Genomic DNA, 21,787 nt, shown 5'->3' with positions numbered 1-21,787 from the left:
CGCCGACTAACGTCCGACCGCGGGCGCGACGTGCGCGTCTTCGTCCGGGTGGAGATCGAGCTTCGAGGCGCCGATCCACACGGCGGTCACGACGGAGATCGCGGAGAGTCCCGTTCCGACGAGGAAGGCCGTCGCGAAGGCTTCGGGGGTCTGCTCGCCGCCGTAGGCGAGGGTCAGGAGCGTGATGCCGAAGGCAGCGCCACCCTGTCCGAAGAGGCGATTCGAGGCGGCCGCGATTCCGAGGTCGGATTCGTCGACGGAGCGCGAGATCGCCGCGGTGATCGAAGGCTGACTCCAGCCGTGGCCGAGGCCCTGGAGGATCAGTCCGATCATGAAGGTGACGAGGTGTTCCTGGGAGATGCCCCATCCCGCCAGTCCCAGCCCGACGGTCATCACGCTGCAGCCGAAGAGCGACGCGCCTCGCTCGCCGAATCGCTCGCCCAGGTTCCCGCCCATCGGCGAGGCGATCGTGAGCGCGCCGGTTCGCATGAGGATCAGGAACGATGCGGCGGTCGCGGAGAAGCCGAGATGGAAGAGGAAGAAGGGCGCGATCACGAAGGAGCCCATGTAGCCCGCGCTGGTCGTCGCGTTCGTGAGCAGGGTCGCCGAGAAGTTCCGTGATCGGAAGAAGGCGAGGGGGAGGAGCGGCTCCTCGACGCGGGTCTCGATCGTGACGAAAGCGAGGAGCCCGAAGATGCCGACGCCGACCGCGGCGAGGGGAATCGTCGGATCCCCACCGAGCAGGCGCAGGCTTCCGAGGGCGAACATGAAGCCGCCGATCCCGACCGCGAGGGCGACGGAGCCCGCGAAGTCGAAGCGCACGCGCTTGCGCGGCGTCTCGCGCAGGACGGCGTAGGCGAGCGCGAGGGCGACGAGGCTGATCGCCGCCTGCAGTCCGAACACGACCCGCCAGCCGAAGAGCTCGACGAGGGGGCCGCCCAGGGCGAGTCCGAGGGCGGGCGCGGCGGCTCCGGTCATCGACCACCAGCCCATCGCGCGGACGCGCTGCTCAGGCGGGTAGACCGAGAAGATGAGCGCCATCGACGTCGGCTGCGTCGCGCCGCCGAGGATCGCGGCGAGGGTGCGCAGGCCGATCAGGCTCCACTCGTCCCAGGCGAGGGCGGTCAGGCCCGCGACGAGGGTCGCGAAGCCGAACCCGATCAGGAAGATCTGCCGGTGGCCGCGCAGATCACCGAGCTTGCCGAGGAGCGGAAAGAAGACCGCCGACAGGAGCATCGGCGCCGAGATCACCCAGGCGATCGTCGTCTCCTGCGCCTGGAACTCCTCGGCGATCGGCCCGAGGGAGATCGTCAGGATCGTGACCGGGAAGGTCGTCGCGAACATGCCGGCGAGGGCGGTGATCAGCGTGACCGTCCGGAAGCGTCCGCTCTCCTCGAGCCGGTCGATCAAGCGCTGACGCCAGGGTTCGGGGGTGTCGATCGGCGAAGGGGAGGGGGGCATGGCGGCGGCAGGGTAGCGGTTCGCGCGGTGCGGGCGGCGACCGGGCGTTTCGCGCGTCGGGAGGGGAGCGGCGATCGGGCACTTCGCGCGTCGGGAGGGGAGCGGCGGGGCGTCGGGTGCCGCACGTCCGCGGGTCGGGACGAGGTGGTAACGTCGAACGTCCGCCGCGAGGCAGACGGCGGGGCAGGAGGTCGCGGTGGCGGGTGACGAAGATCGGATCGAAGGCGTCGACCTCGCGATCCTGGACGCGTGGATGGACGAGCAGGGCCTGACCGAGGGCCCGATCGAGCACATCACGCCGCTCACCGGCGGGACCCAGAACATCCTCGTCCGCTTCGAACGCGGAGGACGTGCCTTCGTCCTGCGGCGGCCGCCGATCCACAAGCGCGCGAACAGTGACGAGACGATGCGCCGCGAGGCGCGGGTGCTCGGCGCGCTGGCGGGGAGCGACGTTCCGCATCCGGGACTGATCGCCGCGTGTCCCGACGAGGCGCTGATCGGCGCGGCCTTCTATCTGATGGAGCCGGTCGACGGCTGGGGAATCGGGAGCGGCCTGCCCGAGCTCCACGCGGGCGACCCGGCGATCAAGCGCGAGATGGGCTTCTCGATGGCGCGGAGCGTCGCGCGTCTCGGCATGGTCGACTACCTGGCGGTCGGTCTCGACGGGCTCGGTCGACCCGAGGGCTACCTCGAGCGACAGGTCTCGCGCTGGCGGCACCAGCTCGAGAGCTACTCGGAGCTCGACGGATATCCGGGCCCGGAGATTCCGGGGGTCGACCGCGTCGCGGAATGGCTGGAGGCGAATCGTCCCCCCGACGGCCCGCCCGGCATCCTGCACGGCGACTACCACATCGGCAACGTGATGTTCCGACACGACGGCCCCGAGCTGGCGGCGATCGTCGACTGGGAGCTGGCCACGATCGGCGATCCGCTCCTCGACCTCGGCGCGCTCATCATCGGGTGGCCCGACGAGCAGGGGCGGTCGCCGCTGGGCGGCGCGAGCGCCTCTTCCGGGAGCCTCGACGGTCTGCCGAGCACGCAGGATTTGATCGAGTGCTACGGCGAACACTCCACGCGGGACCTGGTGGAGATCGACTGGTACGTCGTCCTCGCGGCCTACCGGCTCGGCATCATCCTCGAAGGAAGCCACGCCCGCGCGTGTGCCGGGCGGGCGCCGAAGCCGATCGGCGATCTGCTGCACGCGACGACCGTCGCGCTCTTCGAGCGGGCGCTCGAATTCATCTGAGCGGATCGGGCGGGGCCCATCCCATCCACCCTCGAAGGTGGGGCGTGCGGCGCGCCGCAGCGCAGCGCCGGGTTGCGTCGTCGCGCGCCAACGAGCTGCTAAGGTGCCGACAATTATGGACTTTTCGCTGATTCCGCCGATCAACGCGGCCCTCAACGCGACCTCGATGGCGCTCCTCGTCTATGGGCGGCAGCTGGTGAAGCGGGGCGAGGTGGAGCGCCATCGCCGGGTGATGCTCTCCGCCTTCGGCGTCTCGACGCTCTTCCTTCTCTTATACGTGGGACACAAGGTCTCAAAGGATTTCGAGAACACGACCTTCAACGTCGAAGGCTGGGGCAAGACCGCGTACCTGGTGTTGCTCGGATCCCACGTGACCCTGGCCATGTCCGTGCCGGTGTTCGCCCTCTTGTTGATCCGCCTGGGACTGCGCGACGACCGCGAGCGACATCGCCGGATCGCGCGGATCGCATGGCCGATCTGGCTGTATGTGTCCGTTACCGGAGTGCTGATCTATCTGCTGCTCTATCCGTTCAATCCCCCGAGTCCGGGGGGCTGATCATTGGTGCAGCGGATCGTTGCGGAGGGCAACGGAAAGCCGCGCCGATGGACGACTTTTCACTTCCGGCGCGATCCCGTCGGGACGGCGTGACGCTATGCTGTTCGCGAACCGCCGGAGCGCCCACCGGCCCGCGATCTCCCTTGACCGGGGAGCGAGCCATGGGCTACCCCGCGGACGACAGACCTCCCGCTACCCGTTTCATTTCGGAGATCAGGCCCCGTGCCGAGTGCTCTCCGAGCCACTCCCCTCCCGAGAGATCGTCACATTCGCGTGTATGTCCCCCCGGATCGTCCTCCTTCGATCCGACGACATGCGCCAAGATGTGCCGTGGCCCATCGTGGAAGGTTGGGCGACGGCACGGCTCCGAAGGTTGATTGCGGGCCCCGACGGATCCGGGCCTAGTTAGAGAAAGAGGAAAGACCTTGTTCGGGAAACTCTTCGCACACAAGACGATTCGCGCGTTCGCTACCGCGATGATCGCGATTGCCTCTGCCGGCGTCGCGATCGCGGAAGACGGTGACCTCGCCCGCGGCGAGGAACTCTACGCGCTCTGCACCCAGTGCCACATGGCCGACGGCGGCGGCAGCCGCGAGGCGCTCGCCCCCGCGATCGCCGGCATGCCCGAGTGGTACGTCGAGATGCAGCTGAAGAACTTCGCCAACGGAATCCGTGGGCTCCACGCCCAGGACACCGGCGGTCTCCGCATGTACCCCATGTCCCAGTGGCTCCGGTCGGAAGCGGACCAGAAGGCGGTCGCCGCGTACGTCGCGAGCATGCCGCCGGCCCCGCTCGAAAAGCAGCTCGAGGAAGAGGGCAACGCCGCGCTCGGCGCGGGCTACTACGCGGTCTGCAGCGGTTGCCACGGCGCCGCGGCGGAGGGCAATCAGGGGATGGGCGCGCCGCCGCTGACCGGCCAGTCCGACTGGTACCTCCTCTCTTCGATCCAGAAGTACCGCGACAAGGTTCGCGGTTCGGGCGCCGGAGATCCCTACGGTGTCGCGATGCAGGCGATGGTCGGGACCCTGGCCGACGACACCGCGATCATCGACGTGATCGCCCACATCGAATCCCTCGGCAACTAGCGCTCGGCGTCAGGCCGAAGCGAAGATCATCCCCCTCCGAACGGAGCCCAGACCATGTCCGACGACGACAACCACATCGAGCCGACGCCGCCCAACGCGGCGGACCTCGCCGATCGCCTCTTCCTTCTCGGAATCGCCGGCGTGCTCGGCTTCATCGCGATCGTCTTCATCTTCATCCTCTAGGACGTCTCGCAGGAGACGCCCCGAGGAATCTGCACCAACCAGGTAGGCAGCCCAATGATTCTCGACTCACTGCTCCCGGCCGCGGCCTCGACCTACGCGGGTGACATCGATCGACTCTTCGACGTCATCACCGTCCTGGTCATGATTCCGTTCACCATCGCCTGTTTCCTCTTCTTCTCCTTCATCCTGAAGTTCAAGGCGAAGGACGGGGTCAAGGCGCTGTACATCACCGGGACCGAGCACAGGTACATGAAGTGGATCCATCGGGCCCACTTCCCGATTCTCACCTTCGACCTGATCATCGTCGTGATGGCGATCAACGTCTGGTACGACGTGAAGCAGGATCTACCCGAGATGGAGTCCGAGGTTCGCGTGATCGCCCAGCAGTGGGCCTGGACCTTCGTCCACCCCGGCGCGGACAACACGATGGGCACCGCCGACGACATCACGAAGGTGAACGAGCTCCACGTCTCGACCGGCACCCTCTATCACTACAAGCTCGAAGCGCTCGACGTGCTGCACAACTTCTCGGTGCCCGTCTTCCGGCTGAAGCAGGACGCGATCCCCGGTCGCGTGATCACCGGCTGGTTCGAGCCGACGGTGACCGGCGAGTACGACATCCAGTGCGCGGAGATCTGCGGCATCGGGCATGGGCTGATGCCGGCGCGGATCCACATCTCGAGTCCCGAGGCCTATTCCGCGTGGGTCGAACGCGAATCCGCCGCGGCTCTGGCGCGCGCAATGGGCGAATCCAAATCGATCGAGCTCGCCGGCAACTAGTCGCCGGAGGGACTTCGGCGACGCGCAGGACGACGAGCCGGTCACCTGCGGATTCTCGGCGAAGGGCATGAACACCGCGTGTCGCCTGCGGGCGCACGGCGACGAGTCAGACCGAAACGCGATCGAAAGCAGACAGCACGAATCTTGAAGAGGCGGCGCCGCCGCCCAACTCCCGACCCGAGCAGCGTTCCGAGCCGGGGCGGAAGCAGGAGAACGAGACATGGCCGAGTCGATTCCCGTCGAAGAGAACGGACACCACGCGGGAGACCACAGAGATCACGGTCACCACGAGATGAGCTTCTCGGAGAAGTACATCTTCCCGCTCGACCACAAGATGATCGCCATGCAATACATGTTCACCGGCATGTTCATGGCGTTGATCGGCGGCTTCTTCGCCTACGCGTTTCGGATGCAGCTCGCGTTTCCCGGGATCGAGGTGCCGGGCTGGGGCGTCGTTTCACCGGCGGACTACAACTCACTCGTGACCAATCACGGGACGATCATGATCTTCTGGGTCGCGATGCCGGTCCTGATCGCAGCCTTCGGCAACTATTTGATCCCCCTCATGATCGGCGCGGACGACATGGTCTTCCCCAAGATCAACCGCCTCTCCTACCAGGTGTTCCTGCTCTCGGCGATCGTGATCCTCTCGGCGTTCTTCGTTGAGGGCGGCGCCTTCGGCGGCGCCTGGACCGCATATCCCCCGCTCTCGACCAAGGCCGAGTACTCCCTGACCGGATTGGGATCCACGTTGTGGATCACCGCGGTCTTCCTCGAGTTCGTCGCGTTCCTCCTGGGCGGCATCAACTTCATCACGACCTGCATGAACAGCCGCGCTCCCGGCATGAAGATGTGGGACATCCCGATGGTGGTCTGGATGATCGTGATCGCCTCGATCCTCTTCATGCTGTCGGTCGGCCCGCTGCTCGCCGGTGGCATCATGATGCTCTTCGACCAGAACCTCGGCACCGCCTTCTTCGACCCGGACAAGGGCGGCGACCCGATCCTCTGGCAGCACCTCTTCTGGTTCTTCGGCCACCCGGAGGTCTACGTCGTGCTCCTGCCGGCCGTGGGCATCGTGGCGGACGTGATGACGACCTTCAGCCGGAAGAAGCTCTTCGGCTACAAGACGGTCCTCTATACCGCGATCGGCACGGGCGTCCTCTCCTTCACCGTCTGGGCGCATCATCAGTTCATCGCCGGCATCGATCCGCGGATGGCGAACGTCTTCACGGTGACGACGCTGCTCATCTCGGTCCCGATCGCCGAGATGATGTTCGTCTACATCGCGACCCTCTATGGCGGGTCGATCACGCTGACCACGCCCATGCTCTGGGCGCTCGCGTTCATCTTCGAGTTCCTGATCGGCGGCATCACCGGCATCTTCCTGGGCGCGTCGGGCAACGACATCTACATGCACGACACCTACTTCGTGCTCGCCCACTTCCACTACACGTTCTATCCGATCGCCATCATCGGGACCTACGCGGGCTTCACCTACTGGTTCCCCAAGATGTTCGGTCGAATGATGAACGACACGCTCGGCAAGCTGCACTTCTGGCTGACGATCATCCCCTTCAACGGGATCTTCCTGCCGCTCTTCGTCCTGGGCGCCGCCGGCCAGCATCGTCGGATCTACGACTACCAGAACTTCCCCGAGCTGGCGCTGCCCTGGATGCAGGACATGCGGCAGTTCGCGACGGTCATGCTCCTGATCATGCTCGGCGCGCAGGTGCTCTTCTTCTACAACGTCATCACAAGCTGGATGTCGGGGGAGAAGGCGCCGAAGAATCCCTGGAAGGCGAACAGCCTCGAGTGGACGGCGGACTCTCCTCCGCCGCACGGGAACTGGCCCGAAGGTCTGCCGAACTGCTACCGCGGCCCCTACGAGTACAGCCACCCGGACCGCGAAGAGGACTACTGGCCGCAGAACGAACCGGCTTGATCCGCATGGCCGCTTCGCGGCCGTCAGGGTTGTTCGGGGCGCCCAGAGTGCCGCTCCCGGGCCGATCGATGAACGTGCCCCGACGGGCACGGAGAGAAAGACGGAGACGACTGAATGTCCGCAACACCGATCGCAACGACGCGCAGCACGGCGGGAATGCCCACCGCCCGACTCGCCGTCTGGTGGATCATCGCCTCGGAAATCGTGATTTTCGGCGGCGTCCTCGGGTCGTACATCATGCACCGCCTCGCCCACGGCATCTGGGCGGACTACGCGGCGAACACGAACCCCTGGATCGGGCTCTTCAACACGTTCGTGCTGCTGACCTCGAGCCTCGCAGCGGTGCTCGCGCATCAGGCGGCGGAGCGCGGTGACGGCCAGCGGGCCGCGAACCTGCTCTACGCGACCTGCGGCGGCGGCCTCGTCTTCCTCTGCGTCAAGGCGTACGAGTGGAGCTACGAGATCAGCCACGGCATGACGATCACGGCCAACACGTTCTGGTCGTTCTACTACACGGCGGCGGGCATCCACGCGCTCCACGTCATCGCCGGCATGGTGCTCATGCTCTTCACCGCCTCCTGGGCCAAGAAGAACGAGCACCTGCACCGGGTCGAGATCATCGGCATCTACTGGCACTTCGTCGATGTCGTCTGGATCTTCCTCTTCCCGCTCCTCTACATCGCCAAGTAAGACGGCCAAGTAAGACGGCCAAGTAAGACGGCCAAGTAAGACGGCCAAGTAAGACGGCCAAGTAAGACGACCGAGCACTCGGATTCGAAGGAACACCATCATGAGTGACCACGCAGAAGAACACGGCGACAGCCACTACATCAAGATCTACTTCTGGCTCCTGGCCCTCCTCGTCGTCTCGTTCATCGGGCCGGAGGCGGGCATCCAGTGGCTGACGCTCGTGACCGCCTTCGGGATCGCGGTCGTGAAGGCGTACATGGTTGCCGTGCACTTCATGCACATCAATCTGACGCCCCGCTACGTGATCTACACGGTCGTGACCTGCCTGATCTTCATGCTGCTCTTCTTCGCCGGCGCCGCGCCGGACGTCATGAAGGACAGAGGAACCAACTGGGAGAAGCCCGCCTGGATCGAGGCCGAGCGCGCCTACGCCGCCGGGGAGGTCAGCGGTGTCTCGTCCCACGGCGAAGACCACGCCGAAGGGCACGGTGACGGCCACGCGGAAGGCGAAGGACACGCGACCGACGGACACGAGGCCGCTGGACACTAGAGTCCGGGTGGCCCCCTAATCCTGGCTTCGATTTCTGGCTCTTGGGGGGAGCCGGGAGGACCCCATGAGCAACACCTATTCCCCCAACCGTCCCGGTAGCGTCCGGCTCGTCTCGGACGAACGCGGCGAAGAGAAGATCATCTCGAACGGTGTCCTCGGGATGACGCTGTTCATCCTGACGGAGATCATGTTCTTTTCGGGCATGATCAGCGCGTTCTCGATCGTGCGCGCCTCCGCGCTCGTCTGGCCGCCGCCGGATCAGCCGCGCCTGCCGATCGAAGAGACCGCGTTCAATACGGCGGCGCTCTTCGCCTCGGGCCTCTGCCTCTACCTGGCCCAGCGTCGCTTCGACAGCGATCGTGCCGCGGCGCGGACGCCGCTGATCGCGTCGATCGCACTCGGCGCCTTCTTCGTCCTGTTCCAGGGATGGGAGTGGGCGACGATGCTCGCCCAGGGACTGACGCTCACGTCGTCGACCCTCGGCAGCTTCTTCTACCTGATCGTCGGCACGCACGCGCTGCACGCGATCGCGGCGCTGATCATGATGGTCCGCGTCCTTCGCCGACACATGTCGGGATGGCTCCAGCCCAGCCAGCTCGCGACGGCGGCGGTCTTCTGGTATTTCGTCGTGGGCGCGTGGCCGGTGGTGTACTGGCGCGTTTATCTCTAGACGCGCGCGGAGCGCGCTGTCAGTCGCGGGGCGACTGACCGCTCAGGGCTGTTTCTTTTGGACGCGCGCAGAGCGCGCTGTCGATCGCGACGCGATCGACAGCTCAGGGCTGTTTCCTCACTCGGGGCTCATGTGATGGACACGATTCTTCGACGACACTCCCTCGCGATCGCTTCGGTCGTAGCCACTGTGCTGTTGCACCTGCCCTCGGTGGCTTCGGCTTGTGCGGTTTGCACGGCGGGGAAGGACGAGGAGAACGCGTTCGCGTTCCTGATGACGACGATCTTCATGTCGATCATGCCGCTCGCGGCGATCGGGACGCTCGTCTGGGTGCTCTGGCGACGGATCCAGAAGCTCGAGGCCCAGCGCGAAGAGGCGGCTCCGACGGCTGCGACGGTTCGAAACGAGGCGCGCTAGACGCCGTCTCGTGAGCAGGTCGGTGCGAAGTCGGTGACCCGCCCGCCCGCCCGCCCGCGCTCGGCCGGCGCGGCGGTCCCGGGATCAGCCGTTGGCCGCGCGGGGCGGCGGCTCGAGCGCGTGGAGCGCGAGCTCCGGCGCGGTGACGATGCTCGCGCTCTCCTGCTCCAGATCGAAGACGATCCGGGCGTCGCCGCACTCGAGTTGGCGGAAGACCTGGGCCACCTTGTCTTCGAGAGACCAGTCGCCGTGGCCGTAGTCCGTGCCCTCTCGGGTCACGTACTCCTCGACGAGGCCGCGCAGGGCGCCGGGTGACAGCTGGTCGGGATCGAGCTCGACGCCCGTGCCCTCGGCGGATGAAGGAGGCGCAGGAGCGGAGCGTTCGTCGTCCATGCCGAGACCGTAGCCCGATCCCGGCCGCAAGCCGGCGTCTACTCGGCACATTCGGGTGTATTTACACACGAGTTGAACCCGCGAAGCCGCAAGTCCTCTCTTCCCGCTCGCGTTACCGGGCGGAGTTGCCGATTCGAGAGGCGATGATCTCGACCCTCGGACTCACGCTGACGATCTTCGTGGCGGGCTGGATCGCCATCGGTTCGATCCAACGCCCATCCGTGGGGTTCGGCAGCCGCGCGTTCGCGCTCTTCGGCGTCCTGATCGCCCTCTGGGCCGCCGGCGAGATCATGATCTCGCTGGCCACCTCGCCCGCCGAGATCCGCTGGGCGCGACGGGGATTCTTTCTTGCCGCCGCCGGTCTGCCCGCAGCGTGGTTCTGGCTCGGCGCCCGCGCGGCCGCGCCGGACTGGTATCGGCGCGATCCGCGACGGGTCGTGCTCGCCTTCGCGACGCCAGCCTTCTTCTACTCCTGTCTCTACTGGGATCGAGCCGTCCGCTTCGTCGCGTGGGAGGCGAAGCCCCCCCAGCACGGGCCGTGGTTCGAGCTCTTCATGAACCACCAGTACCTGCTCTGTCTGGCCGGGACCGGCTACTTCCTGCGGGCGGCGCTCCGGATCGGTCGGACGAGCGTGCCGGCGATGGTGACCCTCGCCTCGGGTGTCGCGGTCCCGATGGTGGTGAACCTGCTCTACTACTTCCGGGTGACCGAGTCCGATTGGACCGCCGTGGCCCTCGGCCCTTCGGCTCTGGTGATCTGGTTGGCCGCGCTCGAGGCCGGTCTCGCCACGAATCTCTCGGCGGACCGCTCCGACGTGATCGACCAGCTCGACGTCGGCGTGATCGTGGCGGATCCGGACGGTCGAATCGTGAGCGCGAACCACGCGGCGGCACGTCTCTCCGAGCTCGATCAGCTGCAGGGTCTGCTCCTTCCGGAAGCCGTCGCTGCCGCGCAGCAGCGTCCCGACGCCGTGATCGAGACGCGCGGCATCGCCCTCTCCGGTCGCTTCGGCGTGACCGGCCACGCTCTGATCCTGACCGACCGAACCGAGGCCGAGTCGTCGCGCCGACGGCTGGAGCTGGGCGGCCGCCTCGAAGCGCTCGGATCGCTCACCGCGGGCATCGCCCACGAAGTCAACAATCCGCTGGCCTTCATCCAGGCGAACCTCTCCTCCCTCGACGAGACCGCGAAGATGCTCGCGGCTCCGGAGGTGCGCCCCCATCTCGACGAGGCGCTGCGCGAAGGCGTCGACGACATGTCGTGTGTGATCGAGGAGACCCAGGAGGGCGTCGAGCGCATCCGGCAGCTCGTCCAGCGGCTCAAGACCTTCTCGCGGACGCCGGATCTCTCCGCGACCGCCATCGAGATCGACCTCGTCCGTTCGGTGAAGCAGGCCGCCGCCATCGCTTCGATCGGACAGCCGAGTACGGCGATCCGGCTGGCCGGCGACGCACGGCTCGCGATCATCTCGATCGAGACGGCGGTGTTCCAGATCCTCGTGAACCTCCTGCTGAACGCGATCCAGTCCGATCCGGAGTCACCGAACGTCGAGGTCTTCCTGGAGGCTCGGGAATCGGGCGCGCTCGTCCGCATCGCCGACCGCGGGCCCGGCATCTCCGACTCCCTGCTGCCCCGGATCTTCGATCCCTTCTTCACGACGAAGCCGAAGGGGACGGGGCTCGGCCTCTCACTCAGCTACGACCTCGCGCGACAGCTCGGGGGGGATCTGTCGGCAGCGAATCGCGAGGACGGCGGGGCCTGCTTCTCCCTCTGGCTTCCGTGGTCGCCGCCGTCGGCCGGCGCCGAGGACGAATCCGCCGCCCCGCCTGTGGCATGATCGGAGTCCCCTCTCTCGCCCCACCGGCGAGGGCCACGGAGGCTCCCACCCATGACCGAAGAAGAGATCGTCTGGCAGGACATCCCTGCGCTCCGGGGCGCGATCGCCAAGGGCACGCTCGGCGCCCGCGACATCACCGACGCGTTCCTCGCCCGGATCGAGCGCCTCGACCCGGGTCTCCAGGCCTACTCCTTCGTGTATCCCGAGCGCGCGCGGGCCCGGGCCGATCGTCTCGACGAGGCGCGCGCGAAGGGCGAGGCGATGGGACCGCTCCATGGCGTGACCGTCGCACTCAAGGATCTCTGTGACGTCGCCGGCGAACCGACGAAGGCGGGCACCACCGCCCTCGGCGCGACCCCCGCCAAGGCGAACGCCGAGGTGGTCGATCGACTCGAGGCGGCGGGTGCCGTCGTGCTCGGCAAGGTCAAGATGACCGAGGGCGCGTTCGTCGAGCACCATCCGAGCGTCGTCCCCCCGAAGAATCCCTGGAACGCCGAACGCTGGACGGGGATCTCCTCGAGCGGATCGGGCGTCGCCGTCGCGGCCGGACTCTGCACCCTCGCCCTCGGCACCGACACCGGCGGTTCGATCCGATACCCGAGCGCGGCCTGCGGTCTGTCGGGTCTCAAGCCGACCCACGGCCGCGTCTCGATCCGAGGCGTCCAGCCGCTCGCCGACTCCCTCGATCACATCGGACCGATGGCCCGATCGGCCCGCGACGCCGCGCTCGCCTTCGGCGTCCTGTGCGGTCACGATCCGGGCGACCCGTGGAGCCTCGCCTACAACCCAGAGCCCACGCCGATTCCCGCGTCGCCGTCGGCCCGCGGCCTGCGGATCGGCTTCGATCCGCGATACGCCGAAGACGGCGTCGCGCCCTTCGTGGCCGAGGCCGCGCGACGGGCCCTCGAGGTGTATCGCTCCCTCGGTGCCGAGATCGTGGAGTTCACGCTCCCGGACTACACCCCCGCGATCGGGTTCTGGATCTTCCTCGGCGCGCCGGAGATCGCGAACGCCCATGCGGAGACCTATCCGAGTCGGAAGGACGAGTACGGGGAGGGGCTCTCTCAGGTGATCGAGCTGGGTCGTGGGTCCTCTGCCCTCGACGTGGCGAAGGCATGGCGCGAGCGCACGGCCTGGACGCGGCGATTCGAAGCGTGCTTCGAGGCGGGGTCGGCGACGACGCCCGCGGGCGCGTCGGAGGGACTCGACGCGGTTCTGGCGCCGGTGATCCCGGGACCCTTCCCGGCGGATGCGAACCTCGGCAGTCCCGAGCTGCTTCCCAACGGTGGAGCGGCGATGCGCTTCACCGGCCCCTTCAACATGTCCGGCTCGCCGTCGCTCACGATGTGCGGCGGATTCGACGACGAGGGCGCGCCGATCGGGTTTCAGCTCGTGGGGGCGAAGCTCGAGGAATCGAAGCTCCTCGCGCTCGGCGCGGCCTATCAGGACGCGACGGATTTCCACACGAAGCATCCCCCGCTCTAGTCGCCAGCGGCGCCTCGCAGGTACGGGCGGGCCGGGATGGCTAGAGTGTCGCCATGCAAGCGACCCGAAGTCTCCTCGTCCGTCTGCTCCTGCTGATCGTGCTTCCGCTCGCGGGCTGCTCGCCGCTCGGCAGCGAGCCGGTGCCCGACACCTCCAACTACGATCTCGCCCTGGACCATCTCCGCACGCTCGCGTCGAGTCTGCCGGGGGATCGGCCGAGCGAGCTCCGGCGCGCGCTGGTCGGTGAAGCGGAGATGCCCGGGGCGTTCATGATGGCGGGGCGATCGTGGGAGGGCGTGCCGATGAGTCACGTCGTCTTCCAGGTGCTGCGCGCCGACGGATCCTTCGTCGTGATCGACAGCGCGCAGGATCGCGCGGCCCACGAGTCGCTGCCGATCGGCGTAGGCCCGTATCACGAAGACGCCTGGAACGACGTCGTCCGGGCCCTCGAGACCGCGGAGCAGATCGTGATCACCCACGAGCACGCGGATCACATCGGCGGCGCCGCGGTCCATCCTCGTCCCGAGGCCCTCGCTCCGCGTCTTCGCTTGAGCCCGGAACAGCTCGCGAACGAGGAGGCGCTCGCCCTGGTGTCGTTTCCCGACGCTCTCGCCGAAGGCGTCGAGCCGCTGGCCTTCGACGCCCGGGGCGCCGTCGCGATCGCGCCGGGCATCGTCGTGAAGCAGGCGGCGGGGCACACACCGGGCAACCAGATCGTCTTCGTCCAGATGGCGGACGGGAAGGAGCTCCTCTTCGTGGGCGACGTGGTCTGGAATCTCGACGCGATCACCGAGCTCGTCTATCGCCCGCGCTTCATCACGGACTGGCTCATCGGAGAGGATCGCGAATCGGGGCTCGACCAGCTCCGCGCCCTGCGCGATCTCTACGACAGCGACGAAGGCGTCCACATCGTCGTCGCCCACGACGACCGGACCCACGCCCACCCCTCCATCCGCGAAGACTTCGTCCTTCCGTAGCGGCGCGATAGGAATTCTCGAGATGAAGGTCGATGCACCGCTCTATTCCTTCGACGCGCCCGAAGACGAGGTCCGACGGCTCGAGTCGAAGGGCTATGCCGGCGCCTTCACCTACGAGGGGCCCCACGATCCCTTCTTCCCGCTGCTCCTCGCCGCGAAGGCGAGCGAGACGATCGAGCTCTACACGGCGGTCGCGATCGGCTTCGCGCGGAACCCGATGATCCTCGCGAACATCGGCTGGGACCTGCAGGCGATCTCGAAGGGGCGTTTCCTGCTCGGGTTGGGGACGCAGATCAAGCCACACATCGAGAAGCGCTTCGACATGCCCTGGTCGAAGCCGGCGACGCGGATGCGCGAGATGGTGCTCGCGATCAAGTCGATCTGGAACGCCTGGGAGAGCGACGAACGCCTCGACTTCCGAGGCGAGATCTACTCGAACACGCTCATGACGCCGATGTTCGATCCGGGGCCCGCCCCGCACGGGCTTCCGCCCATCTTCCTGGCGGGCGTCGGTCCGCGCATGACCGAGGTCTGCGGCGAGGTGGCGGACGGCTTCTTCGTCCATCCCTTCGGTAGCCATCGTTCCTTCGCCGAGCTCACCCTGCCGGCGCTCGACCGCGGTCTCGCCCTCGGCGGACGGGAGGCCGATGCGTTGGCCATCTCGCTCCAGGTGATGATCTGTACCGGGCAGAACGACGAGGAGATCGAGCGGGCGCGGGAGGCGACGAAGCAGCAGATCGCCTTCTACGGCTCGACGCCGGCCTATCGACCCGTCCTCGAGTGCCACGGATGGGGAGACCTGCAGGAGGAGCTCAACGCGTTGACCAAACAGGGCCGTTGGGGCGACATGAGTGCGCTGGTCAGCGACGAGCTCCTCGAGGCGATCGCCGTCTGTGCGCCGATCGGCGAGGTCGCGAAGGCGGTCGAGGCCCGGGCGCAGGGTCGAGCCGATCGGGTCAGCCTGGTCGCCCACTTCACCCGCGACCCGGAGATCTGGGACGACGTCGTCCGCGATCTCTCGGCAACGCGCTGACGGAGCCTTCGCGTGGCCCACCAGCGCAACTTCGTGATCGAGCTCTTCTGGAAGTGGCATCCGCGCCTCTATCGCTGGTCCGGCGGCCGGATCGGCGGAAAGCTGGCCGGTCTGCCGGTCCTGCTGCTCGAGACGGTCGGACGCCGCTCCGGCGAGCGACGCGAGACGGCGCTCACCTATCTGCCCCATCCGCATCCCGACGGAGAGAACTTCGTCGTGATCGCCTCCGTCCTCGGCGAGCCGCGGCACCCGGCCTGGTACCTGAACCTCCGCGCCGATCCGAAGGTCGCGGTCACCGCCGGGCGGAGCCGGATCGCGGTCGTCGCGCGGGATGCGGAAGGCGAGGAGCGCGAGCAGATCTGGAACGATCTCGTCACGATCTCACCGGACTACGCGCAGTACCGGACACGGACGGACCGGCGGATTCCGGTGGTGGTCCTCGAACGACGGCGTCGCTGACGCCGAGGAGGGTGGACATGGATCGCCGTTCGAAGGGGGTCCTCGGACTCGTCGTGGTCGTCACGCTCACCGCCTGCGGCGCTTACGAGGATCCGACCCTCGACGAGGTCTACGACGCCGCGACCGCCGAGCCGCCGCCGGTTCGCGACACCGTCCGGGTCGATCCGAATCGCAATCTCCTCTGGGGCGATCTCCATATCCACACGGGTCTGTCCTACGACGCGTTCACCACGGGAACGCGGGCGCTTCCCGACGACGCCTACACCTACATGAAGGGCGGGACGATCGAGCATGCTGCGGGCTACCCCATCCGCGCGAAGCGACCCCTCGACTTCGGCGCGGTCACGGACCACGCCGAGTACCTCGGCGTGCCGTGGCACCTCGAGAACGGCGGGCAGGCCGAGACCGATGCGTATCGCGACGCGATCCGCTCGGGAAGCCGCCTGCGCACCACTTTCAACTTTCTCCGGGTGACCTTCACGAAGATGGCGAGTCGCGAGATCCGCGAAGAGACCTTCGGTGTTCCCGGAATGGAGGCGGTTTCCCAGGCCGCATGGGAGCAGATCATCGAGGCCGCGGAGCGGCACGACGATCCCGGTCGCTTCACGAGCTTCATCGCCTACGAATGGTCGTCGATGCCGGCGGAGCGGAACCTCCATCGAAACGTGATCTACGCGGGAAGCGACGTGCCCGATTTCCCCTTCTCGTCCCGCGACTCCGAGAACCCCGAGGACCTGTGGCGGGCGCTCGATGCGCAGCGGGCCGAGGGGATGAGGATGCTCGCGATCCCGCACAACTCGAACGTGAGCGACGGTCGCATGTTCGAGTCGAACACCTTCGAGGGAGAACCGCTCGGTGCCGAGTACGCCGAGACGCGAATGCGCAACGAGCCCCTCGTTGAGATCTTCCAGATCAAGGGTTCGTCGGAGACCCATCCCACGCTCTCGCCCGAGGACGAGTTCGCGGGCTTCGAGCTGATGGACACGGTCATGAGTCCCGAGTCCCCGCCCAGCGAGCCGAAGGGCAGCTACGCCCGCGATGCCCTGCGGACCGGTCTCGAATTCGCGTCCCGCGAGGGCTGGAACCCCTTCCGCTTCGGCGTGATCGGGAGCAGCGACAGCCATACGGCGAGCACGAACGCTGAAGAGGACAACTACCACGGCAAGATGCCGATCATCGACGGGATCCCGGCCCAGCGGATCGGCACCGCCTGGGCGTTCGGATACGAGCGACTTCCGATCCGGACCTACGGTGCGGCGGGACTGGTCGCGGCCTGGGCCGAGGCGAACACGCGCGAGTCGATCTTCGCCGCGATGGAACGGAAGGAGACCTTCGCAACCTCCGGTCCGCGGATGTCCGTCCGCTTCTTCGCCGGCTACGGCTACGCCGAAGACGCGCTCGAGGGGGACTGGGTCGCGAAGGCGGATCGCGGCGGAGTTCCCATGGGCGGGACGCTGCCCGCGCGTACGGACGCGGCGCCGGTCTTCCTCGTGGCCGCCTGGAAGGATCCCCTCGGCGCGAACCTCGACCGGGTCCAGATCGTCAAGGCCTGGGTGGACGCGGCCGGTGCGAGCCACGAGCGGGTCTTCGACGTCGCCGCTTCCGGCGATCGGCTGGCGCAGGCCGCGGGGGGCGCGCTCGCACCCGTCGGCGACACCGTCGACGTCGCACGGGCGTCCTACGGCAACACGATCGGGGCAACGGAGCTCTCGGCCCGCTGGCAGGACCCGGAGCATGATCCTTCTCGACATGCGTACTACTACGCTCGGGTGATCGAGATCCCCACGCCGCGCCACACGACCTACGCGGCGGCCCTCCTCGGGGTAGACGCGCCGGAGCCTGCTCGAATCCAGGAGCGCGCGGTCACGTCGGCGATCTGGCTCCAGCCGACGGACTAGCGGCGCTCGTCCACCCGGTGGCGGACGGCCCGGTCTCGCTCGGGTCGGCTCCGGGCCGACGGGTTCGTCGTCAGTCGCGGATCTGCGCCGAGAGGCGCGCGGCCGCTTCCTCGAACTCCTTGACGGTGTCCGCGATGATGTCGGCCACCGGGCGGACCGAGTCGATCCGCCCCGCGACCTGACCCGTGAGCGCCACGCCGTTCTCGAGCTTGCCCTCGAAGTAGACGTCCTTCACGCCGCCGCCGAGGCCCGCCATCGCGTTGCCTTCGCCGGCCTCGAACTGTTCGGTCGTCCTGGTGCGCAGGGCGCGGAGGGCCGGGCCACCCTCGGTCCGCAGGAAGCACGTGTCGGTCTCCGCCGCGTCTACGATCGCGTTCTTCCATCCGTCGTGGACCGGCGACTCGGCGGCGGAAACCATCCGTGTCCCCATCTGGACGCCTTCTGCTCCGAGCGCGAAGGCCGCGGCCATCGAGACGCCGTCGCAGATGCCGCCGGCGGCGATGATCGGCACGTCGACCGCGGCGCGGACGAGCGGGAGCAGGACGAGGCTCGAGACCGGCCGCGGGTTCTTGAAGCCGCCGCCTTCTCCGCCTTCGACGACGAGACCGTCGACCCCGGCGTCGACCGCTTTCCGTGCGGCGCGCAGGGTCGGCACGACGTGGTAGACGGTCAGGCCGTGGTCCTTGAGCGACTGGGTGTACTGGGTCGGGCTGCCCGCCGACGTCGTCACGAACTTGACCCCCTCACCGGCCACGAACTCGACGATCGAGGGGTCGCGGACGAAGGCCTGGGCGATGTTCACGCCGAAGGGGAGGCCGGCTTCCTTCATCTTGGTGATCTCGCCGCGGACGGCGTCGAGCTCGCCGGAGCTGGTCTCGATGATCCCGCAGGCGCCGGCGCGGGAGACGGCGCTCGCGAGGGGGGCGCGCGCGATCCAGCCCATCGGGGCCTGGACGATCGGGATGTCGACGCCGAGGTCACGGGTCACGCGGTTGTCGAAGCGCATCGGGGTCTCCTCTTCGTGCGGGCCGCCGAGCCTAGCGCGTCGCCCGGGAAGCGTCCGAGACGCCGGGTACGTCGGATCTCGGCGTTCTCGCGCCGGATCTCGATTGCTACGCTCGCGCGGCTTCGCGGAACCGACCGATCGCGGAGAGCGGAACCGACCGAACGCCGAAAAGGAGATGCCGTGCTCGCTCCGATGTCCGAACGCACCCCCCGTCCCGACTGGGTGCGACGTCTCAATGCCATGGGTGATGCGGTGGGCGGGGCCGACCGCCTGATTCCGCTCGACGTCGACGAGCTGGTCGCGACCGCGCGGGTGACCCACGGCCTCTCGGACTTCGGGGACTTCGATGGGGACTGGCGCGGTCGGCTCGACGGGCTCGTCGCCGCCTACGAGGCGGAGGCGAAGCTGACGGCGCTCGGCCGACTGATGGCACGGCAGGAGATCCTACGCTGTCTCGGGACGCGTCTCGCGATCACGCGGCGTCTCGACGAAGCGCCCGCGATCCTCGACGAGACGATCGAGGCGCCGATGATCGTGACGGGGCAGGGACGTTCGGGCACGTCGATCCTCTTCGAGCTGCTCTCCCAGGATCCGGAGGCGCGTGCGATTGCCGGCTGGCAGGCGACGAACCCCGTTCCGGGGGACCTCCCGGTCGAGGACCTGATCGCGCGGACCGAGCCCGAGCAGGAGTTCTGGGCGGACGTCCAGCCGGAGTACGCCGCGATCCACGAGAACCGTTCGGATCTCCCGGTCGAGTGCATCACGGCGATGCTTCCCTCGTTCGCGTCGTTCCAGTGGTGGATGCACGGCAAGGTGTCCCAGTGGATGCCGGACTTCGTCGCCGCGCTTCAGTACCACACGGTCTTCCTCAAGCTCCTCCAATACGAGCAGCCGCGGAAGACCTGGGTCCTGAAGACGCCGGTCTATCTCCCGGTCCTCGATCTGGTCTTCCAGTTCTTCCCCGACGCCTGGATCCTGCTCACCCACCGCGATCCGGTCCAGACCCTGCCGTCGGGGATGTCGACCCTCTCCATGGTCCGTTGGCATCGCAGCGACGACGTAGACCTCGACGACCTGACCCAGGGGAGTGCCGCCTACTACGACCTGCTCGTCGCGATCAAGCAGCGCCGCGACGCCGGCGATCTCCCCGACCGGATCGTCGACGTCCACTTCAAGGATCAGATGCGAGACCCGGTGTCGGGGATCCGCGGAGCCTACGAGAAGATGGGGCGTCCCTTCGACGACGGGCACGCTGGCCGGATTCGCGACTATCTCGAGAACAAGCCGCGCGGCAAGTTCGGCAGGCACGCCCATTCGCCCGAAGAATGGGGCTTCACGAAGGAAGGCATCCGCGCGGACACGCGCGCGTACGTCGAGGCCTTCGGCGTCGAGCTCGAGGAATAGATCGGGCCCGGACTAGCGCTGCTTGAGTGCTTCCATGGCGGGCAGGAGCGCCGTTCCCTGGATGGCGCCGCGCGGCGCGATCTCGTCGATCCGTTCGAGCAGCGCCGCGTCGATCGGGACCTCGGCGGCCGCGACGTTCTCGCGGACCCGCGCCGCCCGCCGCGTTCCGAAGAGCGGCACGACGTCCTGGGCGAGCGCCCAGGCCAGCGCGAGTTGACCGGGCTCGACCTCGCGCTCGCGCGCGAGGGCCACGAAGGCGTCGATCACGGTGAGATTCGCGGCGACGTTCTCGTCGGCGAGCTGGGGCGAGTGGCGTCGCATGTCGCGCTCGTCGAGATCGCTGGCGGCCCGGACGGTTCCGGTCAGGAGACCGCGACCGAGGGGGCTGAATGCGACGAAGGTGGTTCCGAGCTCGCGACACGTCTCGAGGAGCTCGTCCTCGGGCAGGCGATGGAAGACCGAGTACTCGGACTGGAGCGCCGTGATCGGGAACTCGGCGGCGGCGCGACGGAGGGTCTCGGCGTTCACCTCCGAGAGTCCGATCGTGCGGACCTTTCCCTCGTCGACGAGACGACCCATGGAACCGACCGTCTCTTCGATCGGGACGGCGGGGTCGGCGCGATGGAGGTAGTAGAGGTCGACGGTCTCGATTCCGAGGCGTTCCAGGCTTCCCTCGATCGCGCGGCGCGCGTTCTCCGGTCGGCCGTTCGCGCGCATGCCGCCGTCACCGAGCTCGAGACCGAACTTCGTCGCGACGACGACCTCGTCCCGCCGCTTCTCGAGAACTTCGCCGAAGAGGCGCTCGTTGTGGCCGATGCCGTAGATCTCCGCGGTGTCGAGTAGATCGAGGCCCGCGTCGATCGCCGCGTGAATCGTCTGGAGCGAGTCGACGTCCTCGCTCGGACCGTAGGTCTGGGAGAGGCTCATCAGCCCGAAAGCGAGCTGCGAGACCTCGAGGTCGGAGCGGCCGAGACGGACGCGGGGAAGGCTCACGAGTCGAGTTCTTCCGTGGGCTGCTCCCTGGCCCAGCGGTACTCGAAGACGAAGGTCGTCACGTAGCGCCCGCCCGGCATGAGCTCGGTCGTGCCCTTCTTCTTCTTCGGCTCCGCCTGGACGATCGCTTCGATCGCCCAGGTCGCGAGCAGCGGGTGCGGCATTTCGAGTACGCGGATCGAGCGAGGGCGGTCGTTGCCCGCGAGTTCGAAGGCGACGACGACGCGGCCGGTGATCTGCGAGCGGCGGGCGAACTCGGGATAGCGCGGTGCCGAGATCTTGAGCCACCTCGGCGGTCGGACGTACCCGCCCTTCGAGATGGTGCGGACGCGGAAGATCGAGGAGCCGTCGGGATCGGGATAGGCCATCGGCTGCTTCGTGTAGAAATCGTCCACCAGGCGGCGGTGAGCCGTGGCGAGCTCCGTCATGCCGAGCTTCTCGTAGCAGCGAACCCGGGCGAGGATGGACTCCGTCGAGTAGGCGCCGAGGTCGACTCGAGCCTGGGCGCGATCGAGCTCGCCGATCGCTTTCTCACACTGCCCGCGCCTGGTGTGGGTCCGCGCGGCCTCGAGGGCGAAGAGGCGCTCCCTTTCTCTGTGTTTGTCCCACATGGTGCGGCATCCGACGGTGCCGCTCGCGAACGAGACGAGCAGGACGAGCAGGATGATCGAAGGGAGGCGGAAAGGACGCGCGGGCTTCTCGGACATGGGTTCTCCGG

General features: G+C 67.7%; 22 protein-coding genes. 17 read left to right on the top strand and 5 right to left on the bottom strand.

The window, feature by feature from the left end:
- Positions 1 to 6 precede the first annotated feature (6 nt).
- Entirely contained in the window at positions 7 to 1,461 is a 1,455-nt protein-coding gene (locus NXI30_03320) for an MFS transporter (protein ID MCR9093225.1), read from the bottom strand.
- 253 nt (positions 1,462 to 1,714) lie between these two features.
- Here NXI30_03320 and NXI30_03315 point away from each other — a divergent pair, with 253 nt between their 5' ends.
- From NXI30_03315 to NXI30_03270, 10 genes are all read left to right on the top strand, one after another.
- Positions 1,715 to 2,707 (top strand): phosphotransferase family protein, encoded by a 993-nt coding sequence (locus NXI30_03315; protein MCR9093224.1) that lies wholly within the window; start codon positions 1,715 to 1,717, stop codon positions 2,705 to 2,707.
- Positions 2,708 to 2,822: 115 nt separating this feature from the next.
- Positions 2,823 to 3,263: a DUF420 domain-containing protein gene (locus NXI30_03310; protein ID MCR9093223.1), complete on the top strand. Its 441-nt coding sequence runs from the start codon at positions 2,823 to 2,825 to the stop codon at positions 3,261 to 3,263.
- 476 nt (positions 3,264 to 3,739) lie between these two features.
- Positions 3,740 to 4,348 carry a c-type cytochrome gene (locus NXI30_03305; GenBank protein ID MCR9093222.1) on the top strand — a complete coding sequence of 203 codons (609 nt, stop codon included), beginning with the start codon at positions 3,740 to 3,742 and terminating at the stop codon, positions 4,346 to 4,348.
- Positions 4,349 to 4,402: 54 nt separating this feature from the next.
- On the top strand, positions 4,403 to 4,531 hold the full coding sequence (locus NXI30_03300) for a hypothetical protein (GenBank protein MCR9093221.1): 129 nt from the start codon (positions 4,403 to 4,405) through the stop codon (positions 4,529 to 4,531).
- Between the two features lie 54 nt (positions 4,532 to 4,585).
- Positions 4,586 to 5,311, top strand: coding sequence for a cytochrome C oxidase subunit II (locus tag NXI30_03295; protein MCR9093220.1), 726 nt, complete (start codon positions 4,586 to 4,588; stop codon positions 5,309 to 5,311).
- A 220-nt stretch (positions 5,312 to 5,531) separates the two neighbouring features.
- The gene (locus NXI30_03290; protein MCR9093219.1) at positions 5,532 to 7,256 is read left to right on the top strand and encodes a cbb3-type cytochrome c oxidase subunit I; all 1,725 of its coding nucleotides are present in this window, start codon (positions 5,532 to 5,534) and stop codon (positions 7,254 to 7,256) included.
- Positions 7,257 to 7,370: 114 nt separating this feature from the next.
- The gene (locus NXI30_03285; GenBank protein ID MCR9093218.1) at positions 7,371 to 7,946 is read left to right on the top strand and encodes a cytochrome c oxidase subunit 3; all 576 of its coding nucleotides are present in this window, start codon (positions 7,371 to 7,373) and stop codon (positions 7,944 to 7,946) included.
- A gap of 100 nt (positions 7,947 to 8,046) precedes the next feature.
- Positions 8,047 to 8,496 carry a cytochrome C oxidase subunit IV family protein gene (locus NXI30_03280; GenBank protein ID MCR9093217.1) on the top strand — a complete coding sequence of 150 codons (450 nt, stop codon included), beginning with the start codon at positions 8,047 to 8,049 and terminating at the stop codon, positions 8,494 to 8,496.
- A gap of 64 nt (positions 8,497 to 8,560) precedes the next feature.
- A complete protein-coding gene (locus NXI30_03275; GenBank protein ID MCR9093216.1) occupies positions 8,561 to 9,166 on the top strand; it encodes a cytochrome c oxidase subunit 3 in 606 nt (201 codons plus the stop codon).
- 195 nt (positions 9,167 to 9,361) lie between these two features.
- A complete protein-coding gene (locus NXI30_03270; protein ID MCR9093215.1) occupies positions 9,362 to 9,583 on the top strand; it encodes a hypothetical protein in 222 nt (73 codons plus the stop codon).
- 84 nt (positions 9,584 to 9,667) lie between these two features.
- On the opposite strand, the gene NXI30_03265 is transcribed toward NXI30_03270, so the two are convergent.
- Positions 9,668 to 9,976 (bottom strand): YheU family protein, encoded by a 309-nt coding sequence (locus tag NXI30_03265; protein ID MCR9093214.1) that lies wholly within the window; start codon positions 9,974 to 9,976, stop codon positions 9,668 to 9,670.
- Between the two features lie 143 nt (positions 9,977 to 10,119).
- On the opposite strand from NXI30_03265, the gene NXI30_03260 reads away from it, so the two are divergent.
- Genes NXI30_03260 through NXI30_03235 form a run of 6 tightly spaced genes read left to right on the top strand, consistent with a single transcriptional unit; the run spans position 10,120 to position 17,666 of the window.
- Positions 10,120 to 11,814 (top strand): ATP-binding protein, encoded by a 1,695-nt coding sequence (locus tag NXI30_03260; protein ID MCR9093213.1) that lies wholly within the window; start codon positions 10,120 to 10,122, stop codon positions 11,812 to 11,814.
- Between the two features lie 51 nt (positions 11,815 to 11,865).
- Positions 11,866 to 13,299: an amidase gene (locus NXI30_03255; protein ID MCR9093212.1), complete on the top strand. Its 1,434-nt coding sequence runs from the start codon at positions 11,866 to 11,868 to the stop codon at positions 13,297 to 13,299.
- Between the two features lie 53 nt (positions 13,300 to 13,352).
- The gene (locus NXI30_03250) at positions 13,353 to 14,276 is read left to right on the top strand and encodes an MBL fold metallo-hydrolase (GenBank protein ID MCR9093211.1); all 924 of its coding nucleotides are present in this window, start codon (positions 13,353 to 13,355) and stop codon (positions 14,274 to 14,276) included.
- A gap of 22 nt (positions 14,277 to 14,298) precedes the next feature.
- Positions 14,299 to 15,309, top strand: coding sequence for a TIGR03617 family F420-dependent LLM class oxidoreductase (locus NXI30_03245; GenBank protein ID MCR9093210.1), 1,011 nt, complete (start codon positions 14,299 to 14,301; stop codon positions 15,307 to 15,309).
- A 12-nt stretch (positions 15,310 to 15,321) separates the two neighbouring features.
- Entirely contained in the window at positions 15,322 to 15,768 is a 447-nt protein-coding gene (locus NXI30_03240; protein ID MCR9093209.1) for a nitroreductase family deazaflavin-dependent oxidoreductase, read from the top strand.
- A 17-nt stretch (positions 15,769 to 15,785) separates the two neighbouring features.
- Entirely contained in the window at positions 15,786 to 17,666 is a 1,881-nt protein-coding gene (locus NXI30_03235; GenBank protein ID MCR9093208.1) for a DUF3604 domain-containing protein, read from the top strand.
- A 70-nt stretch (positions 17,667 to 17,736) separates the two neighbouring features.
- Here NXI30_03235 and NXI30_03230 read toward each other — a convergent pair whose 3' ends face one another.
- Positions 17,737 to 18,672 (bottom strand): nitronate monooxygenase, encoded by a 936-nt coding sequence (locus NXI30_03230; protein ID MCR9093207.1) that lies wholly within the window; start codon positions 18,670 to 18,672, stop codon positions 17,737 to 17,739.
- Positions 18,673 to 18,852: 180 nt separating this feature from the next.
- Here NXI30_03230 and NXI30_03225 point away from each other — a divergent pair, with 180 nt between their 5' ends.
- Complete coding sequence (locus tag NXI30_03225) at positions 18,853 to 20,076, top strand: sulfotransferase (GenBank protein ID MCR9093206.1); 1,224 nt, start codon at positions 18,853 to 18,855, stop codon at positions 20,074 to 20,076.
- Between the two features lie 12 nt (positions 20,077 to 20,088).
- Here NXI30_03225 and NXI30_03220 read toward each other — a convergent pair whose 3' ends face one another.
- Together NXI30_03220 and NXI30_03215 are read right to left on the bottom strand one after the other, a co-directional pair.
- Complete coding sequence (locus NXI30_03220; protein ID MCR9093205.1) at positions 20,089 to 21,069, bottom strand: aldo/keto reductase; 981 nt, start codon at positions 21,067 to 21,069, stop codon at positions 20,089 to 20,091.
- Positions 21,066 to 21,776, bottom strand: coding sequence for an energy transducer TonB (locus NXI30_03215; GenBank protein MCR9093204.1), 711 nt, complete (start codon positions 21,774 to 21,776; stop codon positions 21,066 to 21,068). Before NXI30_03215 ends, NXI30_03220 begins: the two co-directional genes overlap by 4 nt.
- Between the last annotated feature and the right edge of the window lie 11 nt (positions 21,777 to 21,787).

The organism is bacterium (genome assembly GCA_024742285.1).
Classification (GTDB): domain Bacteria; phylum Myxococcota_A; class UBA9160; order UBA9160; family UBA4427; genus UBA4427.
The sequence above is the reverse complement of the archived record's forward strand: the minus strand, read 5'-3'. Positions and strand labels throughout refer to the sequence as shown.